Source organism: Methylomarinum vadi, assembly GCF_000733935.1.
Taxonomy (GTDB): domain Bacteria; phylum Pseudomonadota; class Gammaproteobacteria; order Methylococcales; family Methylomonadaceae; genus Methylomarinum; species Methylomarinum vadi.
Genome location: NZ_JPON01000001.1, coordinates 511,176 through 535,536, shown reverse-complemented (window position 1 = coordinate 535,536; position 24,361 = coordinate 511,176). Strand labels below are relative to the sequence as shown.

At 52.0% G+C, this 24,361-nt stretch carries 23 protein-coding genes; 6 read left to right on the top strand and 17 right to left on the bottom strand.

The window, feature by feature from the left end; genetic code table 11:
* Positions 1-50: 50 nt before the first annotated feature.
* Positions 51-656 carry a hypothetical protein gene (locus tag EP25_RS0102720; RefSeq protein ID WP_031432490.1) on the bottom strand — a complete coding sequence of 202 codons (606 nt, stop codon included), beginning with the start codon at positions 654-656 and terminating at the stop codon, positions 51-53.
* A gap of 445 nt (positions 657-1,101) precedes the next feature.
* Positions 1,102-1,362, bottom strand: a complete 261-nt coding sequence (locus EP25_RS0102715; protein ID WP_031432489.1) for a hypothetical protein — start codon at positions 1,360-1,362, stop codon at positions 1,102-1,104.
* 148 nt (positions 1,363-1,510) lie between these two features.
* Between EP25_RS0102715 and EP25_RS0102710 the strand changes: the two genes are divergently transcribed.
* A complete protein-coding gene (locus tag EP25_RS0102710; RefSeq protein ID WP_051906344.1) occupies positions 1,511-3,745 on the top strand; it encodes a thioredoxin domain-containing protein in 2,235 nt (744 codons plus the stop codon).
* A 158-nt stretch (positions 3,746-3,903) separates the two neighbouring features.
* Here the strand turns inward: EP25_RS0102710 and EP25_RS0102705 are convergent, their stop codons facing one another.
* From EP25_RS0102705 to EP25_RS0102685, 5 genes are all read right to left on the bottom strand, one after another.
* Positions 3,904-5,157, bottom strand: coding sequence for an autotransporter outer membrane beta-barrel domain-containing protein (locus EP25_RS0102705; RefSeq protein ID WP_235185811.1), 1,254 nt, complete (start codon positions 5,155-5,157; stop codon positions 3,904-3,906).
* 343 nt (positions 5,158-5,500) lie between these two features.
* Positions 5,501-5,734, bottom strand: coding sequence for a hypothetical protein (locus tag EP25_RS0102700; protein WP_152555580.1), 234 nt, complete (start codon positions 5,732-5,734; stop codon positions 5,501-5,503).
* A 48-nt stretch (positions 5,735-5,782) separates the two neighbouring features.
* The gene (locus tag EP25_RS0102695; RefSeq protein ID WP_031432485.1) at positions 5,783-6,208 is read right to left on the bottom strand and encodes a hypothetical protein; all 426 of its coding nucleotides are present in this window, start codon (positions 6,206-6,208) and stop codon (positions 5,783-5,785) included.
* A 30-nt stretch (positions 6,209-6,238) separates the two neighbouring features.
* Positions 6,239-6,676 (bottom strand): CBS domain-containing protein, encoded by a 438-nt coding sequence (locus tag EP25_RS0102690; RefSeq protein ID WP_031432484.1) that lies wholly within the window; start codon positions 6,674-6,676, stop codon positions 6,239-6,241.
* Positions 6,677-6,794: 118 nt separating this feature from the next.
* Positions 6,795-8,537, bottom strand: coding sequence for an ABC transporter ATP-binding protein (locus EP25_RS0102685; RefSeq protein WP_031432483.1), 1,743 nt, complete (start codon positions 8,535-8,537; stop codon positions 6,795-6,797).
* Between the two features lie 333 nt (positions 8,538-8,870).
* Here EP25_RS0102685 and EP25_RS24130 point away from each other — a divergent pair, with 333 nt between their 5' ends.
* The 3 genes from EP25_RS24130 (at position 8,871) to EP25_RS0102670 (ending at position 9,550) form a co-directional block, all read left to right on the top strand.
* Complete coding sequence (locus EP25_RS24130; RefSeq protein ID WP_327036909.1) at positions 8,871-9,107, top strand: response regulator; 237 nt, start codon at positions 8,871-8,873, stop codon at positions 9,105-9,107.
* Between the two features lie 78 nt (positions 9,108-9,185).
* A complete protein-coding gene (locus tag EP25_RS23760; RefSeq protein ID WP_235185810.1) occupies positions 9,186-9,326 on the top strand; it encodes a winged helix-turn-helix domain-containing protein in 141 nt (46 codons plus the stop codon).
* Positions 9,323-9,550 (top strand): hypothetical protein, encoded by a 228-nt coding sequence (locus EP25_RS0102670; RefSeq protein WP_031432482.1) that lies wholly within the window; start codon positions 9,323-9,325, stop codon positions 9,548-9,550. Before EP25_RS23760 ends, EP25_RS0102670 begins: the two co-directional genes overlap by 4 nt.
* Before the next feature lie 130 nt (positions 9,551-9,680).
* On the opposite strand, the gene EP25_RS24305 is transcribed toward EP25_RS0102670, so the two are convergent.
* From EP25_RS24305 to EP25_RS0102650, 3 genes are all read right to left on the bottom strand, one after another.
* Complete coding sequence (locus tag EP25_RS24305) at positions 9,681-9,974, bottom strand: hypothetical protein (RefSeq protein WP_031432481.1); 294 nt, start codon at positions 9,972-9,974, stop codon at positions 9,681-9,683.
* Between the two features lie 8 nt (positions 9,975-9,982).
* Complete coding sequence (locus tag EP25_RS21650; RefSeq protein WP_036300174.1) at positions 9,983-11,197, bottom strand: hypothetical protein; 1,215 nt, start codon at positions 11,195-11,197, stop codon at positions 9,983-9,985.
* Positions 11,198-11,402: 205 nt separating this feature from the next.
* Positions 11,403-12,308 carry an MBL fold metallo-hydrolase gene (locus EP25_RS0102650; RefSeq protein ID WP_036300172.1) on the bottom strand — a complete coding sequence of 302 codons (906 nt, stop codon included), beginning with the start codon at positions 12,306-12,308 and terminating at the stop codon, positions 11,403-11,405.
* A 151-nt stretch (positions 12,309-12,459) separates the two neighbouring features.
* On the opposite strand from EP25_RS0102650, the gene EP25_RS0102645 reads away from it, so the two are divergent.
* Positions 12,460-13,419 carry a 1-phosphofructokinase family hexose kinase gene (locus EP25_RS0102645; RefSeq protein ID WP_036300168.1) on the top strand — a complete coding sequence of 320 codons (960 nt, stop codon included), beginning with the start codon at positions 12,460-12,462 and terminating at the stop codon, positions 13,417-13,419.
* A gap of 136 nt (positions 13,420-13,555) precedes the next feature.
* Here EP25_RS0102645 and EP25_RS24210 read toward each other — a convergent pair whose 3' ends face one another.
* The 7 genes from EP25_RS24210 to EP25_RS0102610 all read right to left on the bottom strand — a co-directional run bounded on the left by EP25_RS24210 (position 13,556) and on the right by EP25_RS0102610 (position 22,781).
* On the bottom strand, positions 13,556-13,642 hold the full coding sequence (locus tag EP25_RS24210) for a hypothetical protein (RefSeq protein WP_200875079.1): 87 nt from the start codon (positions 13,640-13,642) through the stop codon (positions 13,556-13,558).
* A 348-nt stretch (positions 13,643-13,990) separates the two neighbouring features.
* Positions 13,991-17,125: an efflux RND transporter permease subunit gene (locus tag EP25_RS0102635; RefSeq protein ID WP_031432478.1), complete on the bottom strand. Its 3,135-nt coding sequence runs from the start codon at positions 17,123-17,125 to the stop codon at positions 13,991-13,993.
* An 8-nt stretch (positions 17,126-17,133) separates the two neighbouring features.
* On the bottom strand, positions 17,134-18,630 hold the full coding sequence (locus EP25_RS0102630; RefSeq protein ID WP_031432477.1) for an efflux RND transporter periplasmic adaptor subunit: 1,497 nt from the start codon (positions 18,628-18,630) through the stop codon (positions 17,134-17,136).
* Positions 18,627-19,949, bottom strand: a complete 1,323-nt coding sequence (locus tag EP25_RS0102625) for a TolC family protein (protein WP_084190932.1) — start codon at positions 19,947-19,949, stop codon at positions 18,627-18,629. Before EP25_RS0102625 ends, EP25_RS0102630 begins: the two co-directional genes overlap by 4 nt.
* A gap of 90 nt (positions 19,950-20,039) precedes the next feature.
* A complete protein-coding gene (locus tag EP25_RS0102620; RefSeq protein ID WP_152555579.1) occupies positions 20,040-20,510 on the bottom strand; it encodes a hypothetical protein in 471 nt (156 codons plus the stop codon).
* A gap of 215 nt (positions 20,511-20,725) precedes the next feature.
* The gene (locus EP25_RS0102615) at positions 20,726-22,117 is read right to left on the bottom strand and encodes a sensor histidine kinase (RefSeq protein ID WP_031432474.1); all 1,392 of its coding nucleotides are present in this window, start codon (positions 22,115-22,117) and stop codon (positions 20,726-20,728) included.
* Positions 22,104-22,781, bottom strand: a complete 678-nt coding sequence (locus EP25_RS0102610; protein ID WP_031432473.1) for a response regulator transcription factor — start codon at positions 22,779-22,781, stop codon at positions 22,104-22,106. The genes EP25_RS0102615 and EP25_RS0102610 overlap by 14 nt, the downstream gene beginning before the upstream one ends.
* Positions 22,782-22,888: 107 nt before the next feature.
* Between EP25_RS0102610 and EP25_RS0102605 the strand changes: the two genes are divergently transcribed.
* Positions 22,889-24,340: a TolC family protein gene (locus tag EP25_RS0102605; RefSeq protein WP_160172687.1), complete on the top strand. Its 1,452-nt coding sequence runs from the start codon at positions 22,889-22,891 to the stop codon at positions 24,338-24,340.
* Positions 24,341-24,361 lie beyond the last annotated feature (21 nt).

Genomic DNA, 24,361 nt, shown 5'->3' with positions numbered 1-24,361 from the left:
TTATGTTTATTGTACCTTTCATTGAGTGAATGTTGATCATCCACTACTTTCTAAGGTTTATTTACGTTGCGTCTTTCCGATTCGAGTTCTCTAACGAAATCATTTTTACGTTTCAAGGTGGGAAAAATTACAGTGTCCTCAAGATAGAATCCCAGCCATATCAATGGAATGGCTAGCATCAAATCCAGCCCGAACGTTCCGCTAACCAATATGTTCAAAGCGGCCGTCAGAAACAAAATGGCGCCAATCAAGTAATAATGCAAACCCAAGACTATGCCGCTTAAAAACATGGTATGGGCTAAAATGATATGAATACTCATGGCCGCGCCTCCGGCTTTGATCATATCGGCATGCCACATCAAAAAAACCAGAACGACCGCTATAAAAGCACTGCCCCAATAATAAAGCTGGTAACGGATCAATTGGGCATTTTCAACACCGGTACTTATCGCTTTCGCTTTCTCACTCAAATAAGAACAGTAATAAAAGAACGGCGTAACCAGAAGCCAATAAAAAAACGCGACTCGTTCGGTGACTTCCGCTAATAATTCACCGAGAAAACAGACAAATATCAAGGCGATAAAAATAATTTCATTGATATAAATATACCTTAACGCATTATCCATGTTCCATGGAGTTTTTTTATCTTCGTTCATACGGGGTCCGCTAATAATTAAGAGTGAAAATGATCTAAAAATTGTTACTCGATTCTGCTATCGATTGTCCATCCATTCTTTTTCGACTGTCAATCTTTGCTTGAACGGAAAATCAATTCCTAGCCTATGGTCCGAAATAATGGAAAAAACGGTTATTTGGATGAATGAGCGGATAATTCGCTTGGAAGAGGGTTATTAAGTGCGGAGTTTTAAAAGAAGATTTCAAAATCGAATTCTATTCAAGAAACTTTTAGTTCACTAGGCATGGCGGGAATTGCCACAGCCTATAGATTGCTGTGGCAAATAGGCCTGATAATCACACGATAAGATTGCGGCTATAGAACGCACGCTTTGCCGATTTAACGAGATGCAGTTGGGCAAGGCCTCATATTCCCGCTAATGAGAGCTAAATGCGAACTGCGGGTATACTTAGCGTTGCATTAGTTCATAAACGCTGTTTAATGCGTCGATAGGCTTGGGCCAATTCCTCGCCAATCACCTTTGCGCCATCCACCATTTCTTCGGTTGTTTCGACGGCATCGTCGTAAATTTCACCGGCCTTGACGCTAAACTTATCCCAATTTTTTTCGGCTTTTTCCCATTCGTCCTTAGCCTCCAGGCTAGCGAGATGTACCTTTAAAGCAATCTCATCACGTTGTTTTTTTAGCGATTCCATCATTTCCTGAATATCGTCTTGTAAACTCATTGCTCTACCCCGCTTTGTCAGTTATTGATCCAACACGAAAAATTTTAGTTAATTCCTCCCGAGTATAGCGAATAAATCATGCAATTAGAAATGGAGTTTTTCGCTAGATGCCTTATGATGAAAGGAATTTGATCAGGTATATAACGTCATGTCCTATTCACCGCAATTGCAACAACGCTTACTCGATGCTTTGGCCAATAAAGGAACCGATTATCGGCCCCGAACCCGACATTTGCGGGCCGATGGACAACCGCTTTACATCAATCGATTGATTTTCGAAGATTCGCCTTATCTGCTGCAACATGCGCACAACCCCGTCGATTGGTATCCTTGGGGGGAAGAGGCATTCGACGCCGCGCGCGAGCAAGACAAGCCGGTATTTCTATCGATCGGTTATGCCACTTGCCATTGGTGCCATGTGATGGAAGAACAAAGTTTTGAAAGCCCTGCCGTCGCCGAAGTGTTAAACGAACATTTCATCAGCATCAAAGTCGACAGGGAACAACATCCCGATATCGATGCAACGTATATGGCGGCGGTGACCTTATTCAGCGGTCATGGCGGTTGGCCGATGTCGTCGTTTCTGTGTCCGGACGGCAAGCCTTTTTTCGGCGGCACCTACTTTCCCCAAGCCAATTTTATCGATGTATTGACGCAGATTAACCGGGCTTGGCGGGAACGGCGCGAGATATTAATCAATCAAGCGGAACAATTGGCCGATGCGGTCGAACAAAGTTCTTCAGTCGCGAACCAAATAGCGGAACTGGATCAGAATTTGCCTTCCCGTGCCATCGAAAGCATTCTATCCAGTTACGATTCGCGCCATGGCGGCTTTAGTTCGGCGCCGAAATTTCCGCACGAACCGTTACTATTGCTGATCGTTCAAATATTACAGCGCAAACCGCAAACGTCTTTATCGGCGGCGCTGCAACATACTTTGCAGGCGATGGCCCAAGGCGGCATCTACGACCAGGTTGGCGGCGGTTTTCACCGTTATGCCGTCGACCAATACTGGTTGGTGCCGCATTTCGAGAAGATGTTGTACAACCAAGCCTATCTGGCCAGAGTCTACCTGCAGGCCTTTCTGTTGACCGGTAGTTCTTTATTTCGCCGGGTCGTCAGGCAAACGCTGGACTATGTGCTCAGAGAAATGAGCGATGAGCGCGGCTTGTTTTATTCAGCCACCGATGCCGATAGCGAAGGCCACGAGGGAACCTATTTTGTCTGGCGTATCGAGGAAATCCGCAATTTATTGCCAGAAAACGATGCCCAGTTCATCATCGATTTATTCGGCGTGACGCCGCAAGGAAACTTCGAAGGGAAAAATATACTGTTTCTTCCCCGTTCACTGGCAATCGTCAGCCAGGAGCAAGGACAGACGCTAAAACAGTTGTGTTTGCGCTTAGACCCCTTGCTCGAGAAGTTAAGAGAACATCGCCGTCTGCGCGTTCCCCCGTTGACGGACGACAAAATTCTGGTCGCGTGGAATGGCATGATGATCACGGCCTTTGCCGAAGCCGGCCATTTTTTACAAGTCAACGACTATATCGAAGCTGTAGAATGCGCGGCAAAGACTTTATGGCAAACGCAACGCCTGGAAAATAGTCTTTGGCGGGTCAATCTACGAGGAAAAGTATCGATTTGCGCCAGGCAAGATGATTATGCCCATTTTGCCGAGGCAATGTTGGCCTTGTACGATGTGACCGACTCGCAAGATTATTTACTGCGGGCCCGGCAATTGGTTGACGAAATGCTCGATCAATTTCTCGATAACTCCAGCGGAGTGCTTGACATGGGCAATGAGAGGCTCTTATTCACGCAACCCAAGGACAGTTACGATGGCGCTCTGCCCTCTGGCAACGCCGTGGCAGTCAGGGTCTTAACCCGCCTCTTCCGCCGCACGGGAGAAGGCGCTTATTTGGAGCATGCTCGCAATATTCTGCGTTTTTATGCCGGGCAGATGAACCGACATCCGATCGCCTATGCCTATATGTTGGCGCAACTCGATGAGCTGAATCTGGGGGAAATCGGCGATTGCCAATATATCGCCGATGGCAGCATCAAAGTCAGCGGTAAACTTAGCCACTCAGTAGAAGGCCGCTACGAAGCTTTAATACGTTTGCATTGCCATGAAAGCGAATGGCATTTTAACGGAGATCCTAGTATTACCCTTGGCGATCAACAAGATTGGGAGATTCGGCAAATCAACGAACTGCAACGCAGTGAAGGCGGTTATGAAATCAGGCTGGTCGTTTTACCAAACGATGCCACGGAGCATTTCAAGCCATTGACCGTACAGTTAACCCTGCAAGCGTGCGATAGTCAGCGTTGTTTGCCGGCCGAGGATATCGCGTTGCGGCTATATGCGGTTTACGGTGATTGAAATGGGTTATACTTCGTAGATCAAAATAGGCATCGGAATGCCTGTCAGAAGATGCCGGCGCCTCTGCCAGGGTACTTCCGAAATTTGAAGGGGGATAAGTATAATCGGCATAAACCATCAGCCATAATATGGCCTATGCCGATAATTGAATACTGCGATTAATCGAGCTCCAGGCGCAAACCCATCGACAAGGAATCGCTGGTTACGGTGCTTAAATCCAATAGTTTTTCATAGGTTACGAAAGCGGAAAAACCGCCTGCGAATTGGGCCGACAGGCCGGCATTGATGACGGCATAATCTTTATCCCGCTCGCTGTTGCGGATAATGAACCCGCCGGTTCCCGTCGGGGTATTGACAAAAGTGACGTTGACGCTCTGGGAATTATCGGAAAATTCATGTACATATTCCCCTGAAAGCGTTGGAATCAATACGCCCCACGGCTGACTCCAGGCATAACTGAGTTGGGCGCCGAAATTACCTGTCACCGATTCATATTCCTGCTCGCCGATAGCAAGCCCCAATGTTCCGCCCGGACCTGTCGGATCAGAGAGTGATTCGCTATAACCGTCAAGTTGAATATTGCGGTACATCCAGCGCGCGGTCGGCGTGAATGTCCAGCCGTCGAAGAAAAAGTTGTAACCGGTCACCAGGCCGGCGGCATACGTATCTGAATCCACTTTGGCCTTTGCCACTTGATTGACGCCGGTATAGGAAATGTTGCGTAGGGTCCGATGGCGTTGATCGGAGTAAGAGAACGTGCCGTCGATGAAAAACCGGTCGTCGAGATAGAAGGACGAATACGCGGAAAATGAATAACCGTTGGTGTCGATATCCCCTGCTCCTTGCTTTAAGGTTGCATCTGAACTGAGGTAACTGCTGGATAAGCCAACGATAAAATTATCGCTGAAACGATAATCGGCGCCGATCATGACCTTGCTATCGACCAGATTAAAGCCTGGGTTCAACAAATGTTGATCGTATTCCTGCCACGACGAATGGCCGTTTACATAAACATCGAAACGGCTGACAATCGAGTCGGCGCCGGCTCCGCCTCCTATTTGACGCAATGTTGCCAAACGCTTGAACATGTCATCTAGCGCACCGCTGGTAATATTGGTGTTGAGGGAGAATATTTCATCGGGAGTTAATGCGCCCAGTGCCTCGTCGCCAGAAAAAAGTGCGTTAATACAGTCACTTTGAAAGTCTGTATAAACCACATCATCATTAATAACTTGACCCGCGGGCAAACTGCGATTCTCGCGGAAGCTTTGAAAGTCTGTATAAACCACATCATCATTAATAACACTTCCGCAGGCATCAAATAAAGCCGAGTCCAGTGCATCAAAATTGGAATTGGCTACGGATTGGTCTGTATATAACACGGAAGAGAGCAACCGAACCAGCACTGCCATCTTGGTCTTGAATAATTTTACATTCATATCGGGGCCATAAATTTAGAAACTGGAAAAGAAAGCCGAAGCAAGTGTTTTGAAAAAAGTGCAAAGAATTTAGGAGCTTAAATTATTATTTTAAATAAATCCTAAAGGCAGCCTCTAATTAATTCAGAATTTAGCTATTTTGATGTGTGTAAGTTATTGAAAATGTTGGATGGCCAAATTCGCATAACGTTATTTTTTAGAAGCCGCCTAAATCCTACAACATTTTTACAAATTACCTCTAGGAGAGGCTAGCAATGGTTATTTATCGTTAAAGGTATGCTGATGTTAGCGGATAAAATAATAATCTACCGAAATCTTATCGTTTTAGATCATTTAAACTGAAATCGTCCAAATAAAGCACTAATATCCCCAATCCCAAGGAGGCCAAGTAACTCAAGGTTGGAGACCCCGGAAACAGATATTGATCCAATAATCCCCAAACACCGCGCCACAGCATTATGATTCCCAACACGATCACAACCGCATTAACATTCGGATGGTCGTTTTTTAATTTATTAATCGTTTGATTCTGTTTTATATTGTCGAGCATCTCATTATTTGTTGTTGTGTGTAATCATGCGTTTATTATTCTAATTCCTCAATCCGTTTTCCCAAAATAGAAACCGATCGCCGGCCCAACCAAGAACGCCAAACCGGAAGAAAGCGTGCTGGCAAGCTCTAAAATTTGGTTAACCGCATAGTCTGGAGAAGAAGCATTTAATATGAACAGCGCGCACATCAGCAGAATGATCGTCGCGTTATAAAACAGAGAACAAATAAATGCAACTTGATACGGCCCTTGAGGCAACGGCGCCGCCTTTTGAATGACTTCCTTGGCAAACCAGAAGGCCACGATAGGCGTCAAATAAGGCGCAAACACGCCGGTAAGATCGACCAAGGCCGATCCCAGAACGGCATTGATGTCGTCGACAGTCAAACGAGTAAAACAATACAGCGACAAAATCAATAACGAGCCGGCATAGCCAAAAAACCAGACTAAAAACAATTTAAAACGCCCCGTCATGCTGGCAACTCCCCTAAAAAGGCGCGACAATCACGGAACATTTTTACGTTCATGCTCGACCAACCGGGCCAAAGCGCCCAGTTCATCAGCCAGCAAGCTCAACAAGTCATCCAGAGTGACGATACCGAGCAAATCTCCGCGATCATCGACCACCGGTAAACGCCGAACCCCTTTGTTACGCATATATTGCATCGTCTCGAACACGCCGCATTTTCCCTGAACAGTGACCAATTCCGATACAACCACATCGCCAACCATAATCGCCATGGGGTCGGCCTCCATGGCAATGATTTCCACGACAAGGTCGCGATCGGTCACGATGCCGACCGGCACGCGCCTTCCCACTTGTTCATCAACCACGACGACGCTACCGACATTATGTTTGCGCATCAACTTGGAAGCCTCCAAAACGGTCTCGTCACGCCGCATTATGATGACGTCGCGAATACATATTTCTGCAACAGACATATTTGCCTCCTTTGGTTTTCAATTGCAATGATTCTGCAACATTCTTCAGAACTAATCCATAACAATCTATCGACGAATTATGCAGAAGCCCTGAAGCGCGGGTGAACACTGCCAAATGTCACTCGCCCAAAAAATCCCCTTTTTGATGCCGCCACATTTGGTAATAGCGGCCCTGTTGTTCCAACAACTGCCGGTGGCTGCCTTGCTCTATGATCCGCCCTTGTTCCAACACGATAATTCTATCCATTTGCAAAATCGTAGACAGACGGTGGGCGATCACGATGGCGGTTTTGTTTTTCAACAATTCGAAGACGGCCACCTGAATTTGCTGTTCGGTCAGCGAGTCGAGCGCGCTGGTCGCTTCGTCCAGAACCACGACCGGAGCATCCTCGAGAAAGGCGCGGGCAATGGCGATGCGCTGTTTTTCGCCGCCGGAAAGCTTGACGCCGCGCTCGCCGACCTGGGTCTCGAATTGATGGGGCAATTGTTGGATGAATTCCAGGCACTGCGCCTTGGCGGCTACGTCCAGCAATTGCCGTTCGGACACCTCCGCGCCCAACGTGATATTTTCGCGCACCGAACGATGAAACAGTTCCGGCTGCTGCGGAATCAACGAAATCTGCCTGCGTAGCGACGCCAAGGTAAACGCCCGGCTATTGACGCCGTCGAATAAAATCGCACCGCCTTGCGGTTCGACGAAACGAAACAGCAGTTTGGTCAGCGATGTCTTGCCGGACCCGGAATGACCGACCAGCGCGATTTTTTCCCCGGCTTCGATGCGCAGGGAGAAATCCCGAAAAAGCGCTCGATCACGGTCATAAGTAAAATCGATGGCGTCGAAACGGATTTCTCCTAGGTCGATTCGGTGATCTTTTGCGTCGGGGCAATCGCTTTCCAGGTCCTGGTTTCTGAACACTTCGGTCATTTCCTTGGCGTCGGCCAAGGCGGTGAAAAAATTGCGTAGATTGCGGCCGAACTCCCATAGGCGTTGAATCAGCATCAACATGATGGATTGAAACAGGACGAATTCTCCGACCTGAAAATTGCCCGTGCGCCATTTATCGATCATCAAATAGACCAGCAACAGTTCGATACAGAAGATCAGCAGGCCTTGAACCGCAAAAGACGTGAACATCAGAATCCAGGCGATGATTTTGCGCCGGTAGACTAGATCGGACGCCTTATCGACGCGTCGTTGTTCCGCCTTTTCCAGCCCGAAGCATTTAACGATGAAAATGTTGCTGATGGCGTCGGAATAAACCCCGCCCACTCTCGAATCGGCCTTTGCCACCGCTTCGTCGAATTTCAGTTTCCAAATCGAAAAACCGATGTTCCAGGTCAAATAGACCGCCACCCAAGCCAGGAAATACAGCGCGAAACGCGGTTGTTGTTGATAGAAGATGACGAATGCCAGCGAGATCGCCAGGGTATTCAGATAGAGCTGAAAGAACACCCAGTCCATAATGATTTCGAAAGATCTGGAAAAACGATTGGCCTGTTTGATCAAACTGCCGGAAAAGCTGTTCTCGAAGAAGATGTATTTTTGCTGTTTCAACACGTCGAAACAACGTTTTTCCAGTAGATTAATGCCACCGCCCTCGACGGGGATGATGCCAATTTCCAGTACCCGCCAGGACAACCAGATGCCGGCATAGAACAAGGCGACCAGCGACAAGTTGTGCAGCAACAGTTCCTGCGTCGCATCGGAATAAGGCTTCGCCAGGCCATTAGCGATGTTTTTGTACAGCAAAGGCACGTTGAAATCCAACACCGTCCCGCTCGTCATGCCGATCAGGCAAAGCAGGAAATACCATTTTTTTCGCCAGATGACCCGACCGTATTCTTTAAAGATGATATCCATGTAAATAGCCGCTGATTCGGTAAAAATTACCGTCTCGATAATTTTGTGATAATTAGGTTTTATAATCCAGCCATTGCCAACCTGATTGGGTTTATCCAATGCCGGCCAAGAATATTTTGATCATCGAAGAGAACGATGAACTGGCGCAACTAATGGCCTTGCATCTCAGCAATTCCCAATTTGGGTAACAAAGAAGGCTTGAGGGGTGTTTGGCGAGGATGTCGGTGGCAGGGATGCCGCCGTCAAGCCCCAAGGACGGGTTTACGGCGTTCCTCGACAGGCACTCCCCAGGCCCTAAACACCCCTAAAACGCTCAAACTGAGAATTGCTGCCTTGCATCTGCGCGATCTTCAGCACCATGTCGACCTGAGCTTCGACGGCAATACGGGATTGTGCTCAGCACTACGATCTGGTCATCCTCGACCCGATGCTGCCCGGTTGCGATGGGTTTTGCCCATTTGCAAGTCGATCCGCTCCGGCAATAACTATCCGCCTATACTGATGACGGCCAAGACCTCCGAATTCGACCGCGTACTGGGCCTGGAAACAGGGGGCGGACGATTACGTTAACAGGCCGTTCAGTATTTCCGAACTCTTCGCCCACCAACCCGGCCGAGCGTTCTCCCGCAACGAATTGCTCGACAGGATTTGAGAGCTGGCCATGACGGCTACGAGCACACCGTCAACTTCCATATCAACCGGCTCCGCGTCAAGATCGAGGACGATCCGAAACAGCCCGTCTATATCCAGATGGTTTGGGGCGTCGATTATAAATGCGCCGAGGAATGAAGACCAAGACCATCTTCAAGACGGTATTGGCAAAACTGACCCTGGCGCTGCTGCTGATTTTCATTTTGCTCGGCGTGTTCGGCGTTTCGCTCACGCTGGTGACGACTCATCTGTATCGCCAGGAAGTCATGCAGAACGGCCCTGCGGCCTTTGTTTCATTCTTTGATGGTGTTGAACCCGAGCCAGGAAATTTAACTGCTCGACCATACAAGGGGGGATTCTAGCCTTTTCCGCGCCGGCATCGAAAATCGGTCGATGTCGAACCGATTAAGCGCTATGCCGTGAACGGGTGTTGGAAAATGCCCTGCGTTTCGTCATCGAGGAAGGCATCATCAGGATCTCGCTAAGCGCGGATCATGAACAAATACGTCTCGAAGCAATGATAATGGCAGAAGCATTTCGCCATCGGAATTGCCCCATATCTTCGACCGCTTCTATCAACTCGACAATAACCGCACTGTGGAAAAAGGCTACAGCGGGCTTGGGTTGGACATCGTCAAGCTCATTGTCGAGCTGCATCAAAGCATCATCATGCGTACGACTCGTTATTACTTTGTTCAAGACAAAAGCTAACGATGCAGTGCAGAAATCAACCAAACCCTGAGCGAGAAAAGTTGGCGGCAAGATCGCCGCCAACGCGCGAATCAAGGAAAATTTTACTGATAGTGTTCCTCCAGTTCCCGTTCCAAAGCCGCCTGAACCAACGCATTGTAGTGGCGCAGCAAATTGAAATCGGTCGGTTTGGGCGGTAATTTGGCGACAATTTTAGCTCTCAATTCGCTTAAAAAATGTCGCCGCAACGTGGCATCTTCGGGCACATGGCCGAATGTTTCCTTTTCGTTACCGATGATTGCCTGTTTTTGAGGGGCGGCGATTATTTGCGAACGTTCCGCAGCTTTGAATGACAGCATGGACAAAGCCCCTATTTGCGCTTCGTATTCGGTATCGACCATCGCGTCGTAATGCCGTTTCAGCGTCGAATCGGTAGGCCTGTCGCCAAAACCATCCTCTATTTCACGGCGTAATTGGCTAAGAAAATGCCGCCGCAACATCGAGTCTTCCGGAATTGCCATAACCGGGGATTGCGCGGCAACCGCTTCGGCCGCTTTTGCAACGACCGCCGTCGGCTTAGCTGCGGGTTCGGCGGACACCCCTTCCAAACGCCGGACAAACTCGGCTTTTAGCATTGTGTCATGGTGGCGTTTCAAAGCCGAATCGGTCGGCCGGGGACCGAAAGATGACTCGACTTCCGCCATTAATTTTGACAAATAATGGCGTTTCAGGCTGGAGTCTTGCGGTACGCAAGTAAAGCCGCGGGCCAGATCGTAAAGAACTTCCAGGGGATTGAATCCAGCATCGGACAATCTTACTCTAGTGCCGCGTTGCGGTGCGACCGCTTGCGTCACGGCTGGTTGCGCCAACTCTTTTTCATATTGCGCCACGGCTTCGCGTAATTGCTCGCGTTCGCCCTTGCTTTTCTCGATCTTGTTTCGAGCATAAAGCAGCGCTAACACACAAGTTAAGGCGTATCCCATCGTCAACGCGGCCGGCTTGACCAATGGCAACGTCATCAAGTAGTAGGACCAACCTAAAAAGGCGCAAAAGATAATCAAACCGAATACAATCGCGGTCCTGCATTGCGTTTTGATCGTATTCGGTTTCTCGGCTTTGATATATAGGGGTTTCAGCCCCAGGGCTTTCAGGTTCTCGGTTTTGCTGGTATCACACTTCAGTTGTTTAGCCAACTCCAGGGTTTCGTAATCGCGCTTGACGCGTTTTTTCCAGGAGCTCCCTTTCTGCAGCATGTAAACGACCATGAAGAAGGCCACTAACATGGCTACCAGTGTAATTAAGATTTCTAAGTTGATCATAACGACCTCCTCTTAATCATCCAATTATTATAGTAGTTATATTTACACTCTAAGCCTAACCTATCATTTAATAAAAGTTAGAGGGTAAGTATCTCCTTTGTCTTGTATAAACACAAGATTATTATAATTTTTTTGGCAGGGAGTACGTGTTCGGGAAACGCGAGTCGCTATGATATTTCCTGCTGAAAGGGCTAATGCGAGTACCTTATGGACTAAAGCGATCCAGGTCATCGGCAAATTCGATAGGTCCCTGATAGTACTGACGGATAATGCGCATCGTCTTGTTTTCATCGCCCAGGGTCCGCATCATGCGATGAGATAAGATCAATTTTTTGACCTGTGCTTGCACCGCGATTTTACCGATTTCCGACGGCGGCATGTGTAATTGCCGCCCTACTCCGACCAACGTTTCGGGAATGGCATTGTGCGCCACCAATATATCGGAATATTTCGCCAACCGATTCAACGTGCGGTACTGATTATTCATATCGCCGGAAAAAGTCACGGCACACCCCGCCAGCTCGATTCGCCACGCCAAGGTCGGAATCGGGCCATGATGTACCGGAGTAGCCGACAAGGAAACTTGTTTGTCCCGATAAACCTCTTTGCTAGTTTTTTCATCGATAGCAATATTCTTCGGAAGAACCTTAAAGCGACTGGGCGTGCGCTTATCGACATATTCGGCGAGATAACGGTAGATACCCTCTGAGCCGGCCAAACCGTTTATAAATTCAATCGTCCCCGGCATCGCTTGATTTCCTTCCGGGCCGTAAACGAATAAGTCGTTATCGCGGCGACTGAAATAAAACGCCTTTAGAAAGGCGACAAAATCGGCGCTATGGTCGACATGCAGATGGGAAAACAGCACGAATTTCAAATCGTTAAGCCTGGCGCCGCTTTTTTCAAAATTGAGCGCGCTGCCGGAACCCGTATCGATCAACGCCAGCGCGTTTCCGTCCAAACTCAGCAAGTACGAGGTCGAGGCGCGACGATCGGTCAATTCGGGTCCACCCGACCCAAGAATTTGCAGTTGAACCCTTTCCTTCTGACAAACCGCGAATAGAGATGGACTGACGAATAGACAGCACAGTAACAATAAATATTTTCGCATTTTCCACCTCCCGCTATATTGCTAAGCTTTAAAACTTATTGAGGTCCGGTGACGGATAAAATTCCTGACTCACAGACTTTTACGTGTTAATCGACACGTTTTCGACTATAACAGCCCGGCAATATTTTTAAAATGTCCTAACCCGTCAGCCATGCATAAAAATGATTCAGATAAAGGTAAAATAATCACCATCACCGTAAATACCGCACTCGATCTGTATATTGAGATCGAAGGTTTGGCACACAATGACAATATCGTGGCCCAGAGCAATACCGAGTTTGCATGCGGTAAAGGCGTCAACGTCGCCAGAGGGGTTGCGTCCTTGTCGATAGCGGTCACTTGCCTGGGATTTGTCGGCCAACAATCGTTGCCTACGTTCGAAGCATTGGATTCCGAATTTATACAAACCGACTTCACCGCGGTAGAAGGCAAAACGCGAACCAATATCACCCTTTTCGACCGGACCGATAACCGGGAAACGCATATTCGCACCAAAGGCTACACCGTCAATGCCGAAGATTGCCGCCATCTGAAGGACAAATTGGCGGCCCTGTTGACGCCAAACGATATTGTCGTGTTGTCCGGCAGTCTGCCCCCCGGCATGGCCCCAGATTGGTACGCGGAAATGATCGAACTGTGCCGCGGCAAACGCGCCACAGCTCTACTAGACAGCAGCGGCAACGCCATGAACAATGGTCTTGCCGCAAAACCGTATTTAATCAAACCCAACCAGCAGGAACTGGAACAAATCGTAGGCGCGCCCCTCAAGAATGAAGCGGAAATAGTCTCGGCCGCGCGAGGCCTGGTCGAACAAGGTATCCACTGGATCTATGTTTCCCGTGGCGCGCAAGGGGTGGTAGTGGTTGGACGACGGGTGGCAATGGCAGCAAATATAGTCGATACGCCTTCCCGAATCCTGACCCATATCGGTTGCGGCGATGCCATGGTCGCGGGACTCGCGGTAGCGACACGCAACGGTGAAAGTCTGGAAAATACCGTAAAAACTTCCATCGCCTGCGGCGTGGCCAATCTATATTCCCGCGAGCCCGGTAAGTTCGAACAAAAATTGCAACAAGAGATGATGTCGAAAATTGCAATCCGATCGTTATGAACTTTATAGGGCTTAGGTGGCAATGGCAATAAACGGCAAGCAAGCTGCCGTCAAAACATGCGATTAGCTTGCGTAATCGCACATTTCGAAGTCAACATTCCTCCGATTGCGCTAACGCTAATCGGAGCTACGCGAGCTAAAAGGGTTTCTTTCCCGGCCCCTTTAAATACCAAATGATCACGCCGATCAAAGGCAGCAAAATCACAAGAACGGACCAGAGTATTTTTTCGGCGTTTTTGCATAACTTTGCATAATCATCACGATTGCATAAATGTCAACAATGAGAAGCAATGCACTGCCAATACTTGTTAAATCCATTGTATTCCCCTTATTCGTATTCGTTAAAATAAAACAATCAAGGTCGTAACGTGCAATCGGAAAGTTCAAAAAGGCGAAAATGTATTGCGTCGCTTGTGGTGGCCTTTATTTATATGTCGCTACCGATTGAGGTTATTCGCTGGCAAAAAAGATGTCAATAAATAAACGTGTTTAATAACGGGCTTTCAAATCGGTTTAGTGGCGGCCTTGATAATATTTTGGCCGCAGAATGCCTTTATCCCTTATTCGATGTCTAGAGTTTATCACTGCCACGATAGGCCATGCGGTACAGTATCGGCAACACCAGCAGGGTCAACAGTGTCGATGACAAAATGCCGCCGATGACCACCGTGGCCAGCGGCCGTTGCACCTCCGCGCCGGTTCCTGTGGCCAGCGCCATCGGAATGAAGCCTAAGGCGTCGGTCACGGCAGTCATCAGCACCGGCCGCAGACGGACCAAGGCGCCCTGGCGCAACGCCTTTTCCAGTCCCAGGCCGTCCCGGCGCAGTTTGTTGATGAAGGTGATCAGCACCAAGCCATTGAGCACGGCGATTCCGGACAGCGCAATAAAGCCGACGGCCGCCGAGATCGACAGGGGAATATCGCGCAACCACAGCGCGGCGATGCCGCCGGTCAACGCAAACGGTACGCCCGTGAACACCAACAGCCCGTCGCGCACATTGCCGAAGGTCGCGTACAGCAACAAAAAGATGATCAACAGCGCCAGCGGCACCACTACTTGCAGCCGTTCGGCGGCGGCGATCATTTGCTCGAATTGGCCGCCCCAGGCGACCCAGTAACCGCTGGGCAACGTCACCTCGGCGCGAATTATTTCCCGGGCCTGGGTCACGAAGGAGCCGAGATCCCGGCCGCGCACATTGGCGGTCACGACGACGCGCCGCTTGCCATTTTCGCGGCTGATCCGGTTGGGCCCTTGCGCGGTTTGGAAGTCGGCCACCGTCCCGAGCAGCACGAACGACGGTTGCGACGAGCCCTCCGCACTCACTGGTAACGGAATGGGGATTTGCCGCATCGCCTCGGGGTCGCTACGCAATTGTTCCGGTAGCCGCACCACCAAATCGAAGCGCCGGTCGCCCAGATAGATTTCGCCGGCTTTGGCGCCGCCCATCGCCGCCTGCACCGCTTGTTGCACGTCATGCCGGTTCAAGCCGAAACGGGCCAGCATGTCGTGTTTCATAGTAACGGTCAATATCGGCAAACCGCTCATCTGTTCCACTTTGACATCGGCGGCGCCCGGCACCCGTTCCAACACATGGCTCATCCGTTCGGCGGTTGCCAGCAAGGTATTCAGGTCGTCGCCGAACACCTTGACCGCGACGTCGGCGCGCACGCCGGACAACAACTCGTTGAAGCGCATCTTGATAGGCTGGGTGAATTCGTAGTTGTTGCCGGGCACCGATTTGGCCACATGCTCCAGAGCCTCGACTAGGTCGGCCTTGGGGCGGCCGGGGTCGGGCCATTCGGAACGGTCTTTCAGCATGATATAGGCATCCGCCACATTGGGCGGCATCGGATCGGTCGCGATCTCGGCCGTGCCGATCTTGGAGAAGACCCGTTTCACCTCGGGAAAGGCGCCGATTTTCTTTTCCAGATCATGCTGCATTTGGATCGCCTGCGACAGACTGGTACCGGGAATGCGCAAGGCATGCATAGCGATATCGCCTTCGTCCAGCGCCGGAATGAACTCCGTACCCATGCGCGTCGCCATCAACACACTGAGAAACAACAACATGGCTGCGCCTGTCAAAACCACCGGGCCGTGGGCCAGGGATTGCCGAAGCAGCGGCCGGTAGGCTTTTTGCGCGAAACGCATCGCCGGATTTTCCTTGTCGTCGACCCGATTGCCGATAAACACCGCTAGCGCGGCGGGCACGAAGGTGATCGAAAGCAGCATCGCGCCGACCAGCGCGGCGACCACGGTAAACGCCATCGGATGAAACATCTTGCCTTCGACGCCCGACAGCGTGAAAATCGGCAGATACACGGTAATGATGATCGCCTGACCGAACAACAGCGCCCGGCGCGCCTCCTGCGAAGCCGAAAACACCGTGTCGAGCCGTTCCGGCAACGTCAACGGCCGTTGCAGCCGCCGTTGCTCCAACGCCAAACGGCGGACGCAGTTCTCGACGATGACCACCGCGCCGTCGATGATGATGCCGAAATCCAACGCACCGAGGCTCATCAGGTTGGCGCTGACCCCGTGCGCCACCATGCCGGTGATCGTGAGCAGCATCGCCAGCGGGATCACCGCCGCCGTGATCAGCGCGGCGCGCAGGTTGCCTAAAAACAAGAACAGCACCGCGATGACCAGCAGCGCGCCTTCCAACAGATTGTTCTTGACCGTGGCGATGGTCTTGTCGACCAAAACCAGGCGGTCGTAAACCGGTTCGGCCTTGACCCCGTCCGGCAGACTGCGGTTGATTTCGGCCAGTCTTTCGCCGACCGCTTGCGACACCGTGCGGCTATTCTCGCCGATCAGCATGAATACCGTACCGAGCACCGTTTCACGGCCGTTTTCGGTGGCGGCGCCGGTGCGCAACTCCTTACCCAGGAGCACGTCGGCGACATCGCGGATGAAAATCGGCGTACCCCGGTAATTGCCGACGATGATGCGGCCGATTTCCTCCAGGGTCTTGACCTGACCGGGCACCCGGATCAGATATTGTTCGCCGCGGTGCTCGATGTAGCCGGCGCCGATGTTGTCGTTGTTGCTTTGCAGCGCGGCTACCACGTCGCGAAAACTCAGGCCGTAGGCGATCAACTTTTCCGGGTCCGGCGTGACATGATACTGCTTGACGTACCCGCCGATACTGTTGACCTCGGTCACGCCCGGCACGGTGCGCAGCTGCGGCCGCACCACCCAGTCCTTGAGGGTGCGCAGATCGGTTTCGTCATAGGCCAGTCCGTCGGCTTTGCGCGCGTCGGGCGCGGCATTGACCGACCACATGAAAATCTCGCCGAGGCCGGTGGCGATCGGCCCCATCGTCGGCTCCAGTCCCGGCGGCAACTGTCCTTTCGCTTGCTGGATGCGTTGGCTGACCAGTTGCCGGGCGAAATAGAGATCGGTGTCGTCTTCGAAGATCACCGTGACCTGGGACAGACCGTAACGGGACAACGAACGGGTCTGTTCCAGTCCCGGCAACCCGGCCATGACGATCTCGATCGGGAAGGTGACCCGTTGCTCCGTTTCCAGCGGCGAATACCCGGGGGCTGCGGTGTTGATCTGCACCTGCACGTTGGTGATGTCCGGCACCGCATCGATCGGCAGGCGCAGCGATCGGTTAAGGCCAAACAGGATAAAACCGGCGGTCGCGAGCAAGACCAACCAGCGGTTATCGATCGAAAATTTCAGAATACGTTCGAACATGGCCCCTCCTAATGCTGGTGCGTCGCGCCGGCCTTGCCCAGATCCGCTTTCAAAACGAAACTGTTGGTAACCGCATAACGTTCGCCGGCCGCGAGGCCTTTGATAACCTCAACCCTGTTGGCGCCGCGCCGCCCCAATTGCACAGGGCGCACTTCGAATTCGTCGCCGTATTGCACGAACACCGCCTCGCTACCGCGCCAGGTCTGCAGGGCTTCCAACAACACCGCCACCGGCGCCACGACTTTTTCCTCGATCACCTCGACGCTGACGAACAGACCGGGACGCCAGCGTCGTTCCGGATTCTCGATATGCACATGGGCCGGCGCCGAACGGGTTTGTTCGCCGACCAGGGCGCCGAGGTAATCGATGACCGCCCGGGTTTCGTAACCGAGTTCGGGCGCTGACACATGAACTTGCTGACCGATTCTGACCCGGTTCAAGTCGTTGGCCGGGACATTGAAACTGCCCCAAACCTCGGACAGGTCGGCGATGACGAAGACCCTCGCATCGGCCTTGACCGCTTCGCCTGCGACCAGATGTTTTTCCATCACGGTGCCGTTCAGCGGCGAGCGCAGTTCATAGCGGGCCAGATTGGCGGCATGTTTGGATTGATCGGGTTTAAGGCCCAAGGCTTCCAATTGATCCCTGGCGGTCGCGACGGCGATTTCCGCTTCCGCCAGTTGCGTTTTGGCTTTCAGATAATCCTGTTCGGCGGAAATCTTTTCTTGCCATAACTGGGCTTCGCGCCGGAACAACGAACGGGCCAATTGCAGGCGTTTACGCGCCGTCGCCAGGCGGCTCTTCAGTTCCGCCAGGTCGCGGCTTTCCAGTACCGCCAGCACTTCTCCCCGGGTAACGGTTTCCCCCAAGCGTTTGCGCACTTCGGCCACGATGCCGCCGACGCGGGGCACGACATGGGCCAGCCGGTTCTGGTCGAACTCGATGGTGCCGGGCAATTTCAGTACGCACTCTATCTCGGCCGAACCCGCCGTTGCGACGGAAATGCCGGCACTGGCCAGCGCTGCCGGCGGCAAATGCACCCGGCCCTCCTCCTGGGAATACTGGAACGGGTAGGTCTTGCCGGCGAATGTCGCCTTTACCTTGACGTCGAAGGAATGCGGTTCTTCCACCACGCGATCGCTTAGCAGATAGTCGGCTACCGGTCTGAAGCCTATTCGCTCGCTGCGGCCGCCGAGACGCTGTAACGTCATCTCGAGGCCGACATCGTCCGGCGGCAGCGGTTTTTCGTTCCGGTAGGCATAAACCCGAAACCGGGGCGGAACACCGGTTTCGTAAATCGTGATTTCCAGTTCGAAGGAATCCTGGCTTAACAAGCGGCCGTTATGCGGTCCGCGCGGAAAAGCGTCGTCGCGGTCGGCGGATTTCTCATGCTGATGTTCTTCTTCATGGTGGTCCGCGGCCGGATGCGACGCGAGTATCAGGACGGCCAGCAACAAACCGACGACGATGATGCCGAGAATGGCGATAATTGAGTTTCTGTTCATTGGGAATCCTCGTTGACGGCGCCGCCGATCAGTCGTTCCAGATCGGCCAGGCATTGATGATAAGCGGTCAGAGCGCGCAGATATTGGGCCTTGGCATTGAATAGCGTGCGTTGCGTGTCGAGCACGTCCAGCAGCGCGAATTTTCCCAGGCGATAACCTTTCTGCACCGACCGATAGGCGCTTTGCGCCGACGGTAATATCGTAAGTCGGTAGTTTTCGATTTCGGTTTGCGTCGCATCCAGCCTCTGATACGTGGCACTGAATTCGCTGTCGACCCGGAAACGAACGGCGCGTAATTCGGCGTCGGTTTTGTCGAGGCGTCGTTCGGCCGCTGCAATACCGCCCTGGTTGCGATCGAAAACCGGTAAAGGCATGGAAATGCCGACATTGGCGACATAGTCCTGGTTTTGGAGAAAATGCGTGCCGCCCAGTTTCACGGTCAAATCCGGAACGGCCTTGGCCTGTTCCGATTGCAGCAAGGCTTGCCGCCGCGAAAGTTCCGAGAGCCAGCGGCGAAGTGTCGGACTTTGCTTAAGCCTGACGTTCAACGATTCGAGCGGCGGCAACGGCCTGATATGCTCGAGATCGCCGCGGACAGTGGAAAATTCGGTGGCAGACCCGCCCCAAAATGCCGCCAGTGTTTGTTTGCTGGCCGCCCATTCGCGTTCGGCGCGCAGTTTTTCGCTTTGTGCGGTCGCCAGCGTCACATTGACGCGTGTTTGTTCGACCGGCGACACCTTGCCGGCCTTGACCTGATTGGCGACGGTTTCGACAACTGTTTGCGCCAGTTGCAAAGACCGTTCGGCCAGTTCGGCATGCGCTTGTGCCCCCAGCACGTCGATGAAGGCTTGTGTGGCGCGAGCCAATATCGTAACGCGCTGGGTCTCATAATCCCAATCGGCGACTTCCCGTCGGGCCGCCGCCGCCTCGATCCGGGCCGCGCGTTTCCCGCCCAGTTCGATCAACTGGCTGAGTTGCAGGGTCACGGCATCGCCGTCGAACCCTTTAGCGGTGGCGTTGGCAAAATTTCCGGCATTGGCATTCAACACCGGATTTGGTAACAGCCCCGCTTGCAGGGTCAACGCTTCGCGGGCGCGAATTTCCTCGGAAAAGGCAATCAGGGCCGGATTGTTGGTTAATGTCAACGCCAGTACCTGCGGTAACGTCAGGCTGTCGCCGATCGTCGCCGGCGATATTACGGATTCCGCCGGTTTCTCCGGATGGCTTGGTTCCGAAAACACGCACAACGGCAGAACGCAAAATGACAACATCGCCCATAACCGTGGAATAACGGTTAGGTTATTAGAAAAAATATACATAAGAATTCCCAAAAAATCGTAAAACGCTTCCGCGATGCGGTCGCGGAAAACACTCCCTTGTCGTTCAGGGCTAGGATTTTGGGAATGCGCTTAAATCAGCAGGACGGTGGAACGCCGTAAGAGGGGGGTCGATGAAATAGGGTTGGTTTCAAAAAACCGAGGATGCGATAAAGCGGGTAGTTGAACGACGGCGATCAGACATAGGACGACTACATACAAGGTGCAGCCGACCGCTATCAGGTTTTGCAGAATGCTTTCCAGTATCGAATCCCTGGCTTGATCTCCCTGCCCGATCGGAACATCCAGACAAGATTCAACCTGAAGGAACGCATGGCCATCCAATGAATTCCGATGCAATGAGTGCGCTGATTGGCCGTTCTCCATCCCGTATCGGGCTTCGGAATGGAAGGCATGGGTTTGGTTGCCGGAAATGGAAAGCCTGTCGCGCCCATGATCGTGTCCGGCTTTTTCCACGGCGACATGGCCATGCTGGCCGATACACAATACGAACGAGGTAAACTCACCATAGCCGCTGAGCAGATTGAAGAGCAAGGCTACCAACACCCAACCTGAAATGATTTGGGAGAGTTTGTGATGGTCCGGAATTATCATTCCACTAACAAATAATCAACTAAACCGCGTTAAGTGGTTTTTATTGTTTCACCAATGGCCCAATATGATCAAGTTTCATATTAACTGAAAAGGCGGTACAAATATGTCGTTGTCACAATCGCAGTAATATAATGAATTGTAAGCAATTGATAGGGGAAGTATTTTTATACTGCATAGTGACAGGCAAATTTAATCTTCACCTTCAAACCGGGCCGATTGTCGGCCATGCTCAAATCAGCTCTGTGTAATTCCATTACTGCCTTGACCAGACTGAGCCCCAGCCCACTACCCGAAGTACTCCGGGCAGTGTCCAGGCGAGAAAAACGCTCCATGGCATAAGCATAGCGGTCGGCCGGAATACCCGGACCGTTATCGCTGATTTGCACGGTGACACCATCCTCCCGCTGCCACGCCTCAAGTACGATCTTGCCGGCCGGGGGGCTGAATTTGATCGCGTTGTCCAGCAGGTTGCTGACAGCCTGCGCCAGCAAATGGCGGTTACCGGCAACATGAAGCCCGCCCTGCACGCGAATCGACAATGTTTTGTTTTCGGTTTCGGCCAGCTCACGGTAGAGCTGGCCTAACTCGTACAACAACGAACTTAACTCGATATTTTTCCATTCGCCGCGAAAACTTCCGGCTTCCGTCTGCGCGATTTCCAACAGCGCATTGAAGGTGCGGATTAAATCGTCGGCATCTTCTATGGTTTCACCGATAACCTGGCGATACTCGACCGGTTCGCGTTTTTCCAATAGGGTGATTTCCAAACGGTTCCGCAGCCGCGACAGCGGTTTGCGCAAGTCATGGGCAACGTTATCGGTTACTTGACGCATGCCGTTCATTAATTGTTCGATGCGCAACAACATGGAATTGAGATGCGCCGCCAATTCATCGAACTCGTCATGCCTGTCGGCAAGCGGTACCCGCCGCGACAGGTCGCCGCTGGTGATGGCCATGGCCGTCGCGTTGATTTTATCGATCCGCGCCAGTAATGTCCGACCGATGAACCAGCCCATCGCCAGGGCCAAGCCTACCGAAACCAACAGAATCGTAATAATCGTCGACAGCATGATTTCCTGAAGTTCCTCGGCCTGCTCCAGTCCCTGCGCCAACAACAGACGGCCACCATCGGGCAGGTATGCGGCGATCATCGGCCAATAGCCGTCCACGGATTCTCCGGGGTATTTGACGATCCTGCCGTCGATCCAGATATTGGTCACTTGGCCGTAATGATCCAGAGCCGACGGCCATGCCAGGAGATCGCCGGCCAGGATTTGGCCATCCGCGGAAATTAATAAAAAATGGCGGCGGTATTTAACATCGATGGTCTGCTGGGCATTTAACGTTTCGATCAGCGCATTGCGTCCTTTCGCCTGCTCGATACGCACAAGCTCGTTGGCCCGTTGTTTCAAACCGGTGCTGATTTGTTCGTCCACATAACGGCTACCCGCCCAAAACAACAAACCTAATCCCAGCATTAACAACACGGCATTAATGCCGGCGTAACGCAAGGCGATCCGCATGGCGGAAGTGTGGAGCAGCCTACGGGTTTTCATCCAGCTTGTAGCCGATGCCGCGCAAGGTGTGCAATAAGGGTTTGTCGAAATCCTTGTCTATTTTGGCCCGCAAGCGACTGATCTGGGTATCGATGACATTGGTTTGCGGATCGAAATGCAAATCCCAAACCTGTTCCAGCAACATGGTCCGGGTCACGATCTGCCCGGTATGCCGCATTAGAAACTCGAGCAGGCGCAGCTCCATCGGCTGCAAGCGCAATAAGCGCCCGGCGCGGGAAACTTTGTGATTGAGCAGATTCAGCTCGAGGTCGGCAATATGCAAACGGCGGTCCGCCGGCTTGTCCTGGTTCCTTCGCATCAGCACATCGAGTCGGGCCAGCAATTCGGCAAACGCGTAGGGCTTGACCAGATAATCGTCGCCGCCCGAGCGCAAGCCTTCGACCCGGTCGTCGACCTCCCCTAACGCACTCAGCAATAGAATCGGGGTTATGTTACCATCGGCCCTCAGCATGCGTACCAGCGATAAGCCGTCCCTTTTCGGCAGCATGCGATCGACTACCAGCACATCGTAGTGTCCGCTCACCGCCAAATCCAATCCCACCTGTCCGTCGGCGGCATGGTCGACGTTGTGCCCGCTTTCGTTCAATCCTTTGACCAGATAGGCAGCCGCCTGCTCGTCGTCTTCGACTAAAAGAATTCTCATGGCGCCAATGATAACGGCTTTCCCCAAACGAATACATTACCATTTGGTAATGACCCGGAAAGGTTTTGGCAAGACACTTTTGTTAAGATTTGTCCATGCTTTTCAACATGACTTTTTCGATCGCCAACCAATATGAAGCGGAACAGCAGCCGGGACCTGCGCGTTACTTGGTGCGCCAATTATTCCGGTCCTTGCCCATTTTAATCAATCTACTCATCTTAACGGCCTGCGCACGTTATCAAGCACAGCCATTAACCCGGGAAGCCGTTCAACGACAACTGCAAACGCCGTCGAACGAACAGCTTCGTATTCAGGCCGCCGCCATAAAACACCCGCTACTCGAACCCATTGCCTTCGACATCGAGGATGGCTTGTCGCCCGACGAAGCGGCCGTCTTGGCAGTATTGCGCAACCCAACATTACGCGGCATCAGGGATAAACACGCTATCGCCAATGCCCAGCTGTTACAAGCAGGATTGTTGCCCGACCCGCAGGTTTCCTACAGTTTTTCCGCCCCTTCCGGCGGTACCGATCTGGGTATGAATAACGCTTTCGGTTTCGGGCTGAACTGGCAAGTCACGGCACTGATCTGGCGTGAAAATAAAATCGCCGCGGCCGAAAAACAACGAGCGGACATAGACCTGCAAATCGCCTGGCAGGAATGGCAAATCGCACAGGCAGCCAAACTGGCGGTTTATCATTTGCTCGTCTATCGCAGGCAACACACCTTGCTCGCCGAAATGGCCCAGCGCTTGGAAAACAACCGGCAACGACTGCAACAGGCCGCCGACGCGGGCCTGGTGACCGAACTCGAACGCGTTGCCGCCGTTTCCGCCAAAAACCTGGTCGACATCCGTTTGCTGGCTCTCGAACAACAAATCAAACAGCAACAACAACGCCTCAACCGGGCCATGGGCCTTAAACCTCATGATATCGTAAAGTTGCAACAGGGAATCGCACTACTCGATGAGCTGAAGGTTCCGACTTACGATGGATTGATCCAAAACATCGAACAACGAAGATTGGACTTGATGGCATTGAAACGAGGTTACGAGAGCCAAGAGGAAAAACTGCATGTGGCCGTGTTGCAGCAATTTCCGCGCATCAGCATCGGCTTCGACCATGCGCGTGACAACAGTAACCTTTATACCGTCGGTTTTGGCGTCTCGATGACATTGCCAATATTCAATCGCAACCGCGGCCAAATCGCCATCGCCCGCGCGACACGCCGGCAACTGTTCGATCAATATAGCGACCGCGTTTATCAAGCCCGCGCCGATATCGCCGAATTGCTGGTCACCATCGCCTGGATCAACAAACAAATTCATTCCGTCCGCGCTGCCCTTCCGGAATTGGCCAATTTGGTCAAAGCCTATCGCGCAGCGATCGAAATCGGCCAAGCCGATGTGTTGAATTACTATACGTCGTGGAACAATTTGACCAACAAAAAAATTGCATTATTGAATCTGAAGTTGCAGTTGATACAGGCGGGTATCGCATTGGAAGTGGCGAGCGGACGCTATCGCTTGCCATCGGATAATCGGAGCAATATGTTATGAGATTCCCCGCTGCATCATCCT